This is a genomic window from Methylobacterium gnaphalii (assembly GCF_007992215.1).
Classification (GTDB): Bacteria; Pseudomonadota; Alphaproteobacteria; order Rhizobiales; family Beijerinckiaceae; genus Methylobacterium; species Methylobacterium gnaphalii.
The window spans coordinates 111,977-125,621 of the sequence record NZ_BJZV01000011.1 but is presented as its reverse complement, the minus strand read 5'-3'; the positions used below and the strand labels follow the sequence as shown (position 1 = coordinate 125,621).

The following is a 13,645-nucleotide window of genomic DNA, read 5'->3' as shown; positions in this document are numbered from 1 at the left end:
CTCAGAGGCTGGCCGCGGCGCGCTGGACAGCGCGCACGATCCTGGCATGGGTGCCGCATCGACAGAGATTGCCGACAAGAGCCTGCCGGATCTCGGCCTCGCTCGGCTTCGGCTTGTCCTTCAGGAGAGCGGCCGAGGTCATGATCATGCCGTTGATGCAGTAGCCGCACTGCGCGGCCTGCTCCTCGACAAAAGCCGCCTGGACTGGATGGGGCGCTTCCGGCGTGCCGAGGCCTTCGAGGGTGACGATCTTCGCCTCGGGTTTCAGGGAGGAGAGCGGAGTCACGCAGGAGCGCACGGCCTGCCCATCGACATGCACGGTGCATGAGCCGCACTGGCCAAGCCCGCAGCCGAAGCGTGGGCCGTGCAGCCCGACCTCGTTGCGCAGCACGTAGAGGAGCGGTGTGTCGGGATCGTCCAGGCTCACGCTGAGCGAGCGGCCGTTGATGGTCAGCGAATGGGATTGGCCCATGCTCTCCTCCCTCCAATCAGAATTATTCTTGATACAGGGTGGAAGTCTGGACCGATCCCAGCCGCCGTCAAGCTGATTGATGGGGGCGCATCGAAACGCCCTGCGACCGCTGGGCTCTCAGCCCGGAGAGACGGTGCCCGTGCTCTCGAACTCGGCGACGTCTCCGACGAGGTCGGTGACCGAGATGTCGATCCGCCGGCCGTTCTTGAGGCGCAGGGTCGAGTCGGGGACGAGCCAGATCGGCAGAAGGTTCGCATGGCTCCCGGTCAGCGTGCCGGAAGCGAATACGACCCCGTCGCGCCGCTCGATCACGACGCGGTAGCGCACGCGAACCGCCTCGACCCCCTCTGCCGAGACGTGGCCTCGCCCGGTCAGGGTTTGCAGGACTTCGTTCGGTTCGAACATAAGGGGCGGTTGCGTCGGGACGTTTCGGCAAGCACTTTGCCGCTTATTCCCGAATTAGGGTAGCCCTCTCTCGAACGCCATGTGCCGTCGCCGTTGAATTCGCATGCGCCTGCCCCACAGGCGCTGTGACGTCGCTCAGCTCAGCTCGTGCACCACGACCCGGCCGCCCTCGGTCGACAGGGCCACCCGGCCGGTTTTGAGGGCGAGCGCCTTCTCTCCGAACAGGCCGCGGCGCCAGCCCTGGAGCACGGGCACGTCGGCATGGTCGTCGTCGGCGATGGCTTCGAGCTCATCCACCGTGGCGATGATCTTCGGGGCGATGCCCTCGGCCTCAGCCACCGCCTTAAGCAGTACCTTGAGCAACTCGACCACGGCGCCATTGCCGCTGCCACGCGAGCGCCCGCGTTCCGGCAGCTTGATGTCGCTGGTGTCCCGGGCGAAGCCGCGCTCGACCGCCGCGAGGATGTCGGTGCCGGTGCGCGAGCGCTCGAAGCCACTCGGGATGGTGCGCAGGCGGCCGAGCGCCTCCACACTGCGCGGCGCCGAGGAGGCGATGTCGATCACCGCCTCGTCCTTGAGGATGCGCCCGCGCGGCACGTTGCGAGTCTGCGCCTCGCGTTCGCGCCAGGCTGCAACCTCCATCAATACGGCGATCTCGCGCGGCTTGCGCATGCGGCCCGAGAGCCGGCGCCAGGCCTGGGCCGAATCAGCCCGGTAAGTCTCCGGCGAGGTGAGCACTGCCATCTCGTCGTCGAGCCAGGCACCGCGATCGGTCTCGATAAGCTGCTTGGCCAGCGCCTGGTAGACCTTCACGAGATGTGTCACGTCCGAGAGCGCGTAGGTGAGTTGCGCGTCCGAGAGGGGACGGCGCGACCAGTCGGTGAAGCGCGAGGACTTGTCGATCTTGGCCTTGGCGAGGTCGTTGACGAGCTGCTCGTAGGAAACGCTGTCGCCGTAGCCGCAGACCATGGCCGCGACCTGGGTGTCGAAGAACGGATGCGGCAGCACCTCGCCCATCAGCCAGATGATCTCGAGATCCTGGCGGGCCGAGTGAAACACCTTCACCACGCCCTCGTCCGCCATCAGGTCGACAAAGGGTTTAAGGTCGAGATCCTTGGCCAGCGGATCGACGAGCGCGGCGAACCCGTCCGGCGCCGCCATCTGGATGAGGCAGAGCTTTGGATAATAGGTCGTCTCGCGCATGAACTCCGTGTCGACGGTGACGAAGGGTTGCGCGGCGAAGCGGGCACAGGCGTCGGCAAGCTCCGACGTGGTCGTGATCAGGTCCATGACCCCAGGCTATATCGAAGGTTGAGGGCCCTTGCGAGGCGAGGAAGCCGAAGCGGCCGTGGATCGTGCGCGGCCAGTGCGCAGGCGCCGCTGCGCCTCGGCCCGGCTGAGCAGGTGGTCGAGAATGCCGGCCTCGATGCGCAGGCCGGTCTCGGGGTCCGAGAGCCGGCGGATGCGATCGGTGCGAAAGCCGCGGTAGAGGCCGCGGCCGTGATCGAGGCCGCCGAGCAGCGTCCGGCCGGGCCCGAGCTTCAGCTCGCGTGCCTCGATCATCCGGCTGCTCCAGACTCCGCGCGCATCCTCGTAGACGATCTCGAAGCTGCCCTCCAACGGCACGATGCGCCACGCACCTTCGGCGCGTTCCGCAAGCGAACGCGCCGACCGGACTTTCGAGGGAGAAAAGGCGAGCGTATTCATAGGGATGATATGGGGATTCACCCTCCGTTTCCGAAGGCCCGGACTCGCGAAAAGCGCTTCGCGAGGCCTAGCCCGTGCAGGCCGCTGCGCCGCGTGCCTTGACTTCCCTCCCCTCGCGTGAATGGTGCCGGCCTTCATTCCCAAGAGCCCGTCATGCACCGTTACCGTTCCCACACCTGCGGGGCGCTTCGCCCGTCCGACGTCGGCGGCGAGATCCGCCTGTCAGGCTGGTGTCATCGCATCCGCGACCATGGCGGCGTGCTCTTTATCGACCTTCGCGACCATTACGGCCTGACGCAGTGCGTGGTGGATTCCGATTCGAAGGCGTTCAAGCTCGCCGAGACGGTGCGCTCGGAATGGGTGATCCGTCTCGACGGCCGCGTGCGCACGCGCCCCGCCGGCACCGAGAATGCCGAGCTGCCGACCGGCGCCATCGAGGTCTATATCGACGATATCGAGGTGCTCGGCCCGGCCGGCGAACTGCCGCTGCCGGTCTTCGGCGACCAGGAATACCCGGAAGAGACCCGCCTCGCCTATCGCTTCCTCGACCTGCGCCGCGAGAAGCTGCACGCCAACATCATGAAGCGCGGCGCGATCATCGACAGCCTGCGCCGTCGCATGCGCGAGAGCGGCTTCTTCGAGTTCCAGACGCCGATCCTGACGGCCTCCTCGCCGGAAGGCGCGCGCGACTTCCTGGTGCCGTCGCGCCTGCATCCCGGCAAGTTCTACGCGCTGCCGCAGGCCCCGCAGCAGTTCAAGCAGCTGACGATGATTGCGGGCTTCGACCGCTACTTCCAGATTGCACCGTGCTTCCGCGACGAGGACCCGCGCGCCGACCGTCTGCCCGGCGAATTCTACCAGCTCGACGTCGAGATGAGCTTCGTCACGGAGCAGGATGTCTACGCGACGATGGAGCCTGTGGTCCGCGACACCTTCGTGGAGTTCGCCGAGGGCAAGCCTGTCACGCAGACGTTCCCGCGCATCCCCTACGCCGAGGCGATGCTGAAATACGGCTCGGACAAGCCGGATTTGCGCAACCCGCTGATCATCGCCGACGTATCGGACGAGTTCGCCCGCGACGAAGTCGAGTTCAAGGCGTTCAAGGGCGTCGTGAAGTCCGGCGGTGTCGTACGCGCGATCCCGGCGACGGGTGCCGCCGGCCAGCCGCGCTCATTCTTCGACAAGCTGAACGACTGGGCCCGCTCCGAGGGCGCGCCGGGCCTCGGCTACGTCGTGTTCGAGGACGAGGGCGGCGTACTCACCGGAAAGGGTCCGATCGCCAAATTCATCCCCGCCGAGATCCAGAAAGCCATCGCCGAGAAGGCCGGCGTCAAGGCCGGCGACGCGGTGTTCTTCTCCGCCGGCAACGAGGCCAAAGCGGCGGCGCTGGCCGGCAAGGCGCGCAACCGCATCGCCGACGAACTCGGATTGGTCGACCGCGACCGCTACGCGTTCTGCTGGATCACCGACTTCCCGATGTACGAGTGGAACGAGGACGAAAAGAAGATCGACTTCTCTCACAACCCGTTCTCGGGCCCGAACGTCAGCCACGAGGAATTCCTGGCGCTCGATCCGGCCGACACCGAGGCGGTGCTGAAGCTCAAGGCTGTGCAGTACGACATGGTCTGCAACGGCTACGAGGTCGCCTCGGGCTCGATCCGCAACCATCGCCCCGACGCAATGGTGAAGGCTTTCGAGATCGCGGGCTACGGCGAGGCCGATGTCCATGCCCGCTTCGGCGGCATGTACCGCGCCTTCCAGTACGGCGCGCCGCCGCACGGCGGCATGGCGGCGGGCATCGACCGGCTGGTGATGCTGCTCGTGGGCGCGATCAACCTGCGCGAGGTGACGCTGTTCCCGATGAACCAGCGGGCTGAGGACCTGCTGCTCGGTGCACCGTCCGAGGCAACGCCGAAGCAGCTGCGCGAGCTGCACATCCGGCTAAACCTGCCCGAGAAGAAGGGCTGAGGACCGGGCGGCGTTCGTGACAAGCGCTGGCGTCTCCCTCTTTCTTCTCCTGCGGAGGAGGGAGAGGTTCCCGCTTTGCGCTGGGATTTTCGCGGCGTGACGCTCACCGCCATTGTCGTCTCCCACGACAGCGCCGAGGCGCTGCCCGACTGCCTCGCCGCTCTGGCGCGAGAGCAGATTCCGGCCATCGTCGTCGACAATGCCAGCCGCGACGCCTCGGTGCGGATTGCCGAGGCATCCGGCGCTCGGGTTCTACGGAACGCGCGCAACGAGGGCTACGGCCGCGCCAACAACCGCGGCGTGCGGGCGGCAGAGGGGGCGAGCCACGTCATCATTCTCAACCCGGACCTGATCCTGCAGCCCGGCGCTGCGCGCGCCCTGATGGCCGCGGCCGAGGCTTATCCCGATGCCGGCCTGTTCTCGCCGCGCATCATGGAAGCCGACGGGCGCTTCTTCTACCAGCCGCGTTCGCTGCTCTCGCCCTATCTCCACAATCCCAAGGGCATCCGGTCGCTGCCCGAGGGGGATGCCTGCGCCCCCTTCCTGATGGGCGCCTGCCTGATGGCCGAACGCTCGCTCTTTCTCGAGTTCGGCGGCTTCGATCCCAATATCTTCCTGTTCTTCGAGGACGACGACCTCTGCCGGCGGGTCGCGGATGCGGGCCGGGCGCTGATCCATGTCCATGACGCGGTGGCGTTGCACGGGCGCGGAAAATCCTCGTCGCCGGAGCCGGGCCGCGTCTTCCGCACGCGCTGGCATCAGGCTTGGTCGCGCGCCTACGTCTCCCGCAAATACGGCCTGCCCGACCCGAACCTGCGGATGCTCGCGGTCAATGCGCCCAAGGCCGCGCTCTCGGCGCTGCTCCTGCGCCGAGCCGGCATGGAGCGATACGGCGGCTCGGCCGCCGGGGCGCTCGCGGCGCTTTGCGGGCAAGATGCCCTGGCGCACGAGGGACTGACCCGGGATGAGCCGGCATGAGCCGTGCGCCCACCCTCGCCGAGGCGCTGGCGCGCCCGCACAACGCCTTCTCGATCCTGCGGCTGGCGCTGGCCCTGGCAGTCGTCGTCTCGCACGCCTTCAGCCTCTCGACCGGGCGTCTCGAGGACGAGCCGCTGTTCGGGCTGACCGGCTTCACCCTGGGCGAGCATGCGGTGAACGGCTTCTTCGCGGTCTCCGGCTTCCTCGTCACGATGAGCCTCGATCGCCGGGGCCTGCGCGATTACGCCCTCGCCCGCACGCTGCGCATCCTGCCCGGCCTCGTCGTGGCGACCCTCATGGTCTCGCTGGTGCTCGGCGCCGCGCTGACGCGGCTGCCGCTGGCCGAGTATTACGGTGCGCCCGACTTCTGGCACTTCATTCTGCGCACGCTGACGAGCTTCAAGAGCAATGCGAGCCTGCCGGGCGTGTTCGAGACCAATCCGATCCACAGCCCGCTCGGCACCGTCTGGACCCTGAAATACGAGACGCTCTGCTATCTCGGCGTGTTCCTTGCCGGGTTGCTGGGGTTACTGCGCCGGCGCGGGTTCGCCTTGGCCCTGGTTGCGGGCCTGTCCGTCGCGCTGCTCGTGGCGGCCGCCGTGAACCCGGCTGTGCCGAAAGGCGTCGAGACGGCTTTGCGCCTGCCGCTGATCTTCGCCGCTGGCGCTGCGCTGTACGTCTGGCGCGACCGAGTGCGGCTCTCGGCTTGGCCGCTTCTCGGCCTCGGGCTGGCGCTGCTGCTGCGGGAGACGCCGCTCTATCGGACGGTGCTGTTCCTGGCCGAGTGCTACGCCGCGATCTGGGTCGCCTTCGCGCCGGCTCTCGGCAGCCCGGCCCTCGACCCGCCGGCCGACCTCTCCTACGGGGTCTATCTCTACGGCTGGCCGATCCAGCAGACGCTCTACGCGCTGTTTCCCCACGCATCGGTGACGGCGCTGCTGGCGGCGTCGTTGGTGCCGTCGCTCGGCGTCGCCGCCCTGTCCTGGTACGCGGTGGAGAAGCCGGCCCTGCGGCTTAAGGCGCGCGCGATGGGGCGCCGAACCATCGGCACCATCGAGCCGGCAGGCCCGTGAACGGGCTCCCTCCCCCCGCTGCCATCGCTCTGGCGGTGCGGCTGCTGGAAGCCGAGGGCTTCGCCATCACGGCGCGGAACGAGCGCGGCGACAGCGTCTACCTCTCGCCACCGGGCGACACCTTCGCGCTGCGCGTCTCCAACCATGCCCGGACCCCGAAGCAACGACGGAAGCATCCGGAGGTGCTGACGAGCCTCGTGCTCCACGGCGCGACGACGCCGGCGCAGGTCGAGGCGCTGGCGGCGCGAAGCCTGCGGGTTTTTCGGATCGAGCGCGAGCGGCGCGCGATCGGGTGAGCTGGCATTCGGCCGATGTTCGAGCGATCGTCAGCCACAGGCTCGACCGTCATTGCGAGTGCAGCGAAGCAATCCAGGCGACGTTTCCGTGTCTGAAGCGCCTGGATTGCTTCGCTGCACTCGCAATGACGACGGAGGATCCGAGCCCCGCTATGGCGCCTTCTTCGGATAGGGCATCTCACCCCGCTCCAGCATCGCGATAAAGCCGGCGATGCGCTTGGCGCGCGTCTCGGGCCGCTTCGCGTCGTGAATGCGGTAGAGGATCGCGTAGCGGTTCTGCCGGTCGAGGGTTTCGAACGCGCTCTTCGCCTCGGGCGCGGCATCGAGCGCGGCGGTGAGGTCAGCGGGCACCGCAATGCGGCTCGACGGGGCGTAGGCGGCCTCCCAGCGTCCGTCGGCGCGGGCAGCCGCGATCTCGGCGAGGCCCGCCTCCCGGACCCGGCCGGCGGCGATCAGCGCCTCGGCCTTCGCGCAATTGACCTGCGACCATTTCGAGCGCACGCGGCGCGGCGTGAAGCGGATCAGCCAGCAGTTTTCGTCGAAGGGGGCGAGCTGGCCGTCGATCCAGCCATGGCAGAGCGCGCCCTCGATCGCCTCCGGCTGCGTCACGCTGGCGAGGCCGGAGCCCTTGTTGGCGAGTTTCAGCCAGATCCCCTTCGTCGCGCGCGGCGCGGCGGCGAGCCAGCTCTCCCACTCCGAGAGCGAGGCGAAGGCGAGGATCGGCAGCCCGGCCCGCTCCTCGGGCATCCGCTGGAAAGGCCTACTCGGCGTCGCGCAGATACGGCTCGACCGGGCCCTTCAGCTTCACCGTCATCGGGTTGCCGGCGCGGTCGAGGGTTTTGCCGGCCGAGAGCCTCACCCAACCCTCGCTCACGCAGTATTCCTCGACATTGGTCTTCTCGACGCCCTTGAAACGGATGCCGATGCCGCGTTCCAGCAGCGCCTCGTCGTAATACGGGCTGTTCGGGTTGACCGAGAGGCGGTCGGGCAAGGTCTTGGAGGGGGTGTCGGACATCGTCGCGCTCGGGTCTGTTATCTTTGAAGGAGGTAGGAGATTCAGGCCTTGTCCGCAACGCCGTGCGCCGCCCGCGCGGCAGCGGCGAGCTCGGCGACACGACCGCTGGAGAGAAGAGGGATCAGCCGGTTCACGTCTTCGTACGGCAGGTCCCACCAAGCCGCGTCGAGCAGCGCCTCGACGGTCGCATCGTCGAAGCGACGGCGTAGGATCCGTGCCGGGTTGCCGGCCACGATCGCGTAGGGCGGCACATCGCGGGTAACGACGGCATTGGCGCCGATCACCGCTCCGTGCCCAATCGTGATGCCCGGCAGGATGAGGCATCCCGTACCGAGCCAGACGTCATGGCCGATGGTGATGCCGCCGCGCGAGCGCTCGTAATCCTCGGGTGCCCGCGCATCCGGCCAGAGCCCGCGCATCGCTGCGAACGGGTAGGTCGTCACCCAATCGTGCCTGTGATTGCCCCCCATCAGGAGCTGGACGTTGCTGGCGATGGAACAGTATCGACCGATCGTCAGCGGGTGGCCCGATTCTGGGTAGCGCACCCGCGGCCGCCCGTAGGAATACAGGCCGATCGAATAATGCCACCGCTTCGCGAGCTTCTCCAGGTGAAGTCTCGTCTCGTTGTGCGGGTTGCGCCCTTGCCGCAGGCGGTGCACCACATCGGCAAGACGAGAACGACGACGCGGCTCAGGCACGCGTGGCGCGGCAAGACCGCAGGGCAGTGGGAAGGAAAGCCATGGCCGATAATATGTCCGAAGATCTGAAGGCCGGAGCGCTCGTCTACCATCGCCTGCCGCGAGCGGGGAAGCTGGAGATCCAGGCGACGAAGCCGCTCGGCAACCAGCGCGACCTCGCGCTCGCCTATTCTCCTGGCGTCGCCGCCGCCTGCATGGCGATCCATGAGGATCCGCAGGAGGCCGCCACCCTCACCATTCGCCAGAACCTTGTCGCCGTGCTCTCGAACGGCACGGCCGTCCTCGGCCTCGGCGACATCGGCCCGTTGGCCTCGAAGCCGGTGATGGAGGGCAAGGCTGTCCTCTTCAAGAAATTCGCTGGCATCGACGTCTTCGACATCGAAGTCGGGGAGAAGGATGTCTCGAAGCTCGTGGACGTGGTCTGCGCCCTGGAGCCGACCTTCGGCGGCATCAACCTCGAGGACATCAAGTCGCCGGAGTGCTTCGAGGTCGAGGAGCAGTGCCGGGCCCGGATGAACATCCCGGTCTTCCATGACGACCAGCATGGCACGGCGATTATTGTCGCGGCCGCCGTCCTTAACGGTATGGAGCTCGCCGGTAAGAAGCTGGAAGACGTTAGGATCGTGACGTCCGGCGCCGGCGCGGCGGCCATCGCCTGCCTGAACCTGCTTGTCGCTCTCGGCGTCCGGGTCGAGAACATCACCGTCACCGACATCAAGGGTGTGGTCTACAAGGGCCGCACCGAGCTGATGGACCGCTGGAAAGACGTCTACGCCCAGGAGACAGAGGCGCGCACGCTCGCCGACGTCATCCCCGGTGCCGACGTCTTCATCGGCCTCTCGGCCGGTGGTGTCCTGAAGCCGGAATACCTGGAGAAGATGGCCGAGAAGCCACTGATCATGGCGCTCGCCAACCCCTACCCCGAGATCATGCCGGACCTCGCCGAGGAAAAGCGGCCCGACGCGATGATCTGTACCGGGCGCTCGGACTTCCCGAATCAGGTCAACAACGTCCTCTGCTTCCCCTACATCTTCCGCGGTGCCCTCGACGTGGGCGCCACGGCGATCAACGAGGAGATGAAGAAGGCGGCGGTGAAGGCCCTCGCGGCCCTCGCGCATGAGACCACCTCCGAAGTCGTCGCCCGCGCCTATGGCGGGGAGGTGCGCCCCTTCGGACCGAAATCGCTGATCCCGAGCCCGTTCGATCCGCGCCTGATCCTGCGCATCGCCCCGGCGGTGGCCCAGGCGGCGATGGATTCGGGCGTCGCCGGCCGTCCGGTCGAGAACATCCAGGCCTATGCCGAGTCGCTCGACCGCTTCGTGCACCGCTCAGGCTTCATCATGAAGCCGCTCTTCTCGAAGGCGAAGGCCGACCCGAAACGGGTCATCTACGCCGAGGGCGAGGACGAGCGCGTGTTGCGCGCCGCACAGGCCCTCGTCGAGGACGGCGTGGCCCGTCCCATCCTCGTCGGCCGCCCGCGGGTGATCGAGGTGCGCGTCAAGCGCTTCGGACTCAGCCTGCGCCAGGGCGAGCATTTCGACCTGATCGATCCCGATGACGATCCGCGCTACCGCGACTACGTCTCGACCTATCTCGACGTGGCCGGCCGCAAGGGCATCACGCCCGATCTCGCCCGTACCCTGGTGCGCACCAACTCGACGGTGATCGGCGCGCTCGCCGTGCGCCGCGGTGAGGCCGACGCGCTGATCTGCGGTCTCGAAGGGCGGTTCGACACCCGGTTACGGGTGATCCGCGACATCATCGGCCTCGCGCCGGGCGTGCAGGATCTCGCGGCGATGAGCCTGATCATCACCAAGAAAGGCGCGTTCTTCCTGGCAGACACCCATGTCCGGAAGAACCCGAGCGCGGAAGAGATCGCCGACATGACCCTCGCCTGCGCGGGTCATGTCAGCCGCTTCGGACTGACACCGAAGATCGCGCTGCTCAGCCATTCCGACTTCGGCCAGTCGGACAGTGACTCCTCGATGAAGATGCGCCGCGCCCTCGAATTGATCCAGGCGCGCGACGGAGCGCTTCAGGTCGAGGGCGAGATGCAGGCGGATTCGGCGCTCTCCGAGCTGATCCGGGACAAGGTGCTGCCCGGTTCACGCCTCAAGGGGGCGGCCAACGTTCTGATCTTCCCGAACCTCGACGCGGCCAATATCGCCTTCCAGTTCGCGAAGGTGCTAGCGGACGCCTTGCCGGTCGGCCCCCTGCTGATCGGCCCCGCCAAGCCCGCCCACATCCTGACGCCCTCGGTGACCGCCCGCGGCATCGTCAATGTCACTGCGGCGGCAGTGGTCGAGTCTCAGTCGAGCCTCCAGCTCACGACCTCGCCGGCCGCCGAGCCGGGCGCCGGGCTGGCTTTGGCGTAAGCGGCTTCGAACGGCGAGGCGTGAGCGTCGTCAGGGCGGCGGGGACGGGATCTCTGCTGCCCTGGCGGTCAGGGTGCCGGCCGTGCCCGGAACCGCTCCGCGATGGCGATGCCGCCGAGCACCAGAATCAGGGCCAGCGCTTCGGTCGGCCCAAAGGCCTCTCGGGCGACGAGCACCGCGAGCATCGCACCGAAGACGGGCACCAGGTTTACGAAAAGCCCGGCCCGGTTCGGGCCGATCATCTCGACGCCGCGGATGAAGAGGAGTTGGCCCACCAGCGTTGGGCCGAGCGCGACATAGGCGACGATCAGCCAGCCGCGCGGCGTCGGCCATTGCAGATGGCCGCTCGCCCATTCAGCCGCGAGCGGCACGAAGGAGGTCAGGGCGGCGGCGGCCGAGAGCGCGGTGAAGAAGGTCAGGCCGGCTACCTTCGGCCGTCGCGCGAGCGCCACCGCATACCCAGCATAGAGTAAACAGGCGGCGACCATCAGCGCATCGCCGAACTTGAACGACAGCGTCTTCAGCACCGCCCAATCGCCGTGGGTGGTGGCGACGACGGCCCCGAACAGGGTGATCACGAGCCCGACGGCTTGCCCGCTGGTTACCCCAATCCGGGAGACGGCGAGGTTGATCAGCACGACCAGAACCGGGATCAGCCCCTGGATCAGCGCGAGGTTGAGGGCGCTGGTCGTCTCACCGGCGATGTAGAAGAGGCTCGCGAAGGCCGTGAAGCCGGTGGCGCCCATCAGCAGTACATAGAGCCAGTGCGGCCTCAGTCTCGGCAGGTCCGAGATCGACCTGCGGCCGGTGAAGGCGATCAGCGCGGCGAAGGCGAGCACCCAGCGGAGCGTCGTCAGCACCTGTGGCGAGACCTCGCCGACCGCCCATTTGCCGGCGACGGCATTCCCGCCCCAGAGCAGCGCGGTGAAGGTCAGGAGGAGATAGGCCGTGGCCGCCTCGTTCCGGCGAGGCGCGGTGGCGGGTGGGGTTGGGTCGTTCACGATCACCTTGGACCCGCTCGGTCCGCTCGTCTGCCGAGGCAGGCCGCGTTCGGATCGACACGCGAAAGACGCCGTCGATCCAGTGGATCCTTGCTCGATCGCTTCGCCGGGAAACTCTGGCGTTATTCCGGGGCCGCCCGCGGCGACCCGGAATAATGAGGCTGGTCGGCGACCAGCGAGCCAGGTCAGGCCTGCCCGCGCCAGTCTCGGATGTCGACGAACCGACCCGCTACCGCCGCCGCCGCCGCCATGGCCGGCGAGACAAGGTGGGTGCGGCCGCGATGGCCCTGGCGGCCCTCGAAGTTGCGGTTCGAGGTCGAGGCGCAGCGCTCCAGCGGGTTGAGGCGGTCCGCGTTCATGCCCAGGCACATCGAGCAGCCCGGCTCGCGCCAGTCGAAGCCCGCCGCCTTGAGGATACGGTCGATTCCCTCGGCCTCGGCCTGGGCCTTAACCAGTCCAGAGCCCGGCACCACCATCGCCGAGACGCCGTCATGGACCTTCCGGCCCTCGACCATCTGGGCGACGATGCGCAGATCCTCGATGCGCCCGTTGGTGCAGGAGCCGATGAAGATCCGGTCGACCGTGATGTCGGTTATCCGCGTGCCAGGAGTCAGGCCCATATAGGCGAGCGCCTGCTCCTTCGATTTCCGCTTGTTCTCGTCGGCGATGGCGGCCGGATCCGGCACTACGCCGAGGACCGAGACCACGTCTTCGGGGCTGGTGCCCCAGGAGACGATGGGTGGCAGGTTCGCCGCGTCGAGCCGCACCTCGCGGTCGAAATGTGCGCCCTCGTCGGTGACGAGGCTCTCCCAATAGGCGCGGGCCTTGGTGAAGGCTTCGCCCTTCGGCGCCTTCGGGCGGCCTTCGACATAGGCGAAGGTGGTGGCATCGGGCGCGACGAGGCCCGCGCGGGCGCCGCCCTCGATCGACATGTTGCAGATTGTCATCCGGCCTTCCATCGACAGGCCGCGGATGGCTTCGCCCGCATACTCGATGACGTGGCCGGTGCCGCCAGCCGTGCCGATCTCGCCGATGATTGCGAGGACGATGTCCTTGGCGCTAACGCCGGCCGGCAGGGTGCCGTCGACGGTGACGCGCATGTTCTTCGCCTTGCGCTGGATCAGCGTCTGTGTGGCGAGCACATGCTCGACCTCCGACGTGCCGATGCCATGGGCGAGCGAGCCGAAGGCGCCGTGCGTCGAGGTGTGGCTGTCGCCACAAACGATGGTCTGGCCCGGCAGGGTGAAGCCTTGCTCCGGCCCGATGATGTGCACGATGCCCTGGCGACGATCCAGCGCATCGTAGAACTCCACGCCGAAGTCGCGCACGTTCTCGGCCAGAGCCTCGAGCTGCGTACGGCTCTCGGGATCCTCGATGCCCTTGGAGCGGTCCGAGGTCTGCACGTTGTGGTCGACCACCGCGAGCGTCTTCTCCGGTGCCCTCACTTTGCGGCCAGCCACGCGAAGACCCTCGAAGGCCTGCGGGCTCGTCACTTCGTGTACGAGGTGACGGTCGATGTAGAGAAGCGTGTTTCCGTCCGGCAGCGTCTCGACGACGTGGTCGTCCCAAATCTTGTCGTACAGGGTGCGGGGAGCGGTCATGGCTCTGTCGGTCGAAGGAATGGCGATGGTCGGGGCCTGGAGGAGCCTGGCTCGTG

Annotated in this window: 14 protein-coding genes; 5 read left to right on the top strand and 9 right to left on the bottom strand. The window is 67.7% G+C overall.

What is annotated here, in order from left to right; genetic code table 11:
• Nucleotide 1: 1 nt before the first annotated feature.
• The 4 genes from MGN01_RS11300 to MGN01_RS11285 all read right to left on the bottom strand — a co-directional run bounded on the left by MGN01_RS11300 (nucleotide 2) and on the right by MGN01_RS11285 (nucleotide 2,605).
• Complete coding sequence (locus tag MGN01_RS11300) at nucleotides 2-472, bottom strand: (2Fe-2S)-binding protein (protein WP_147046713.1); 471 nt, start codon at nucleotides 470-472, stop codon at nucleotides 2-4.
• 117 nt (nucleotides 473-589) lie between these two features.
• Entirely contained in the window at nucleotides 590-877 is a 288-nt protein-coding gene (locus MGN01_RS11295; protein WP_147046712.1) for a hypothetical protein, read from the bottom strand.
• 135 nt (nucleotides 878-1,012) lie between these two features.
• On the bottom strand, nucleotides 1,013-2,167 hold the full coding sequence (gene rnd / locus MGN01_RS11290) for a ribonuclease D (RefSeq protein ID WP_147046711.1): 1,155 nt from the start codon (nucleotides 2,165-2,167) through the stop codon (nucleotides 1,013-1,015).
• A 9-nt stretch (nucleotides 2,168-2,176) separates the two neighbouring features.
• Complete coding sequence (locus tag MGN01_RS11285; RefSeq protein ID WP_373319199.1) at nucleotides 2,177-2,605, bottom strand: hypothetical protein; 429 nt, start codon at nucleotides 2,603-2,605, stop codon at nucleotides 2,177-2,179.
• A 132-nt stretch (nucleotides 2,606-2,737) separates the two neighbouring features.
• Between MGN01_RS11285 and aspS the strand changes: the two genes are divergently transcribed.
• The 4 genes from aspS (at nucleotide 2,738) to MGN01_RS11265 (ending at nucleotide 6,899) form a co-directional block, all read left to right on the top strand.
• Nucleotides 2,738-4,552, top strand: a complete 1,815-nt coding sequence (gene aspS / locus MGN01_RS11280; RefSeq protein WP_147046710.1) for an aspartate--tRNA ligase — start codon at nucleotides 2,738-2,740, stop codon at nucleotides 4,550-4,552.
• 96 nt (nucleotides 4,553-4,648) lie between these two features.
• A complete protein-coding gene (locus MGN01_RS11275; protein ID WP_147046709.1) occupies nucleotides 4,649-5,530 on the top strand; it encodes a glycosyltransferase family 2 protein in 882 nt (293 codons plus the stop codon).
• On the top strand, nucleotides 5,527-6,603 hold the full coding sequence (locus MGN01_RS11270; RefSeq protein ID WP_147046708.1) for an acyltransferase family protein: 1,077 nt from the start codon (nucleotides 5,527-5,529) through the stop codon (nucleotides 6,601-6,603). Before MGN01_RS11275 ends, MGN01_RS11270 begins: the two co-directional genes overlap by 4 nt.
• Entirely contained in the window at nucleotides 6,600-6,899 is a 300-nt protein-coding gene (locus MGN01_RS11265) for a hypothetical protein (RefSeq protein ID WP_147046707.1), read from the top strand. The genes MGN01_RS11270 and MGN01_RS11265 overlap by 4 nt, the downstream gene beginning before the upstream one ends.
• A 150-nt stretch (nucleotides 6,900-7,049) precedes the next feature.
• On the opposite strand, the gene MGN01_RS11260 is transcribed toward MGN01_RS11265, so the two are convergent.
• From MGN01_RS11260 to MGN01_RS11250, 3 genes are read right to left on the bottom strand one after another with little or no spacing between them, the layout of a single operon-like run.
• The gene (locus MGN01_RS11260) at nucleotides 7,050-7,646 is read right to left on the bottom strand and encodes a YdeI/OmpD-associated family protein (protein ID WP_147046706.1); all 597 of its coding nucleotides are present in this window, start codon (nucleotides 7,644-7,646) and stop codon (nucleotides 7,050-7,052) included.
• A 13-nt stretch (nucleotides 7,647-7,659) separates the two neighbouring features.
• Nucleotides 7,660-7,914, bottom strand: a complete 255-nt coding sequence (locus MGN01_RS11255) for a DUF3297 family protein (protein ID WP_147046705.1) — start codon at nucleotides 7,912-7,914, stop codon at nucleotides 7,660-7,662.
• 41 nt (nucleotides 7,915-7,955) lie between these two features.
• Nucleotides 7,956-8,573 carry a CatB-related O-acetyltransferase gene (locus MGN01_RS11250; RefSeq protein WP_147046775.1) on the bottom strand — a complete coding sequence of 206 codons (618 nt, stop codon included), beginning with the start codon at nucleotides 8,571-8,573 and terminating at the stop codon, nucleotides 7,956-7,958.
• 80 nt (nucleotides 8,574-8,653) lie between these two features.
• On the opposite strand from MGN01_RS11250, the gene MGN01_RS11245 reads away from it, so the two are divergent.
• Nucleotides 8,654-10,987, top strand: coding sequence for an NADP-dependent malic enzyme (locus MGN01_RS11245; protein WP_147046704.1), 2,334 nt, complete (start codon nucleotides 8,654-8,656; stop codon nucleotides 10,985-10,987).
• 68 nt (nucleotides 10,988-11,055) lie between these two features.
• Here MGN01_RS11245 and MGN01_RS11240 read toward each other — a convergent pair whose 3' ends face one another.
• Together MGN01_RS11240 and leuC are read right to left on the bottom strand one after the other, a co-directional pair.
• On the bottom strand, nucleotides 11,056-11,991 hold the full coding sequence (locus MGN01_RS11240) for a DMT family transporter (protein WP_373319223.1): 936 nt from the start codon (nucleotides 11,989-11,991) through the stop codon (nucleotides 11,056-11,058).
• 182 nt (nucleotides 11,992-12,173) lie between these two features.
• On the bottom strand, nucleotides 12,174-13,589 hold the full coding sequence (gene leuC / locus MGN01_RS11235; protein ID WP_147046702.1) for a 3-isopropylmalate dehydratase large subunit: 1,416 nt from the start codon (nucleotides 13,587-13,589) through the stop codon (nucleotides 12,174-12,176).
• Nucleotides 13,590-13,645 lie beyond the last annotated feature (56 nt).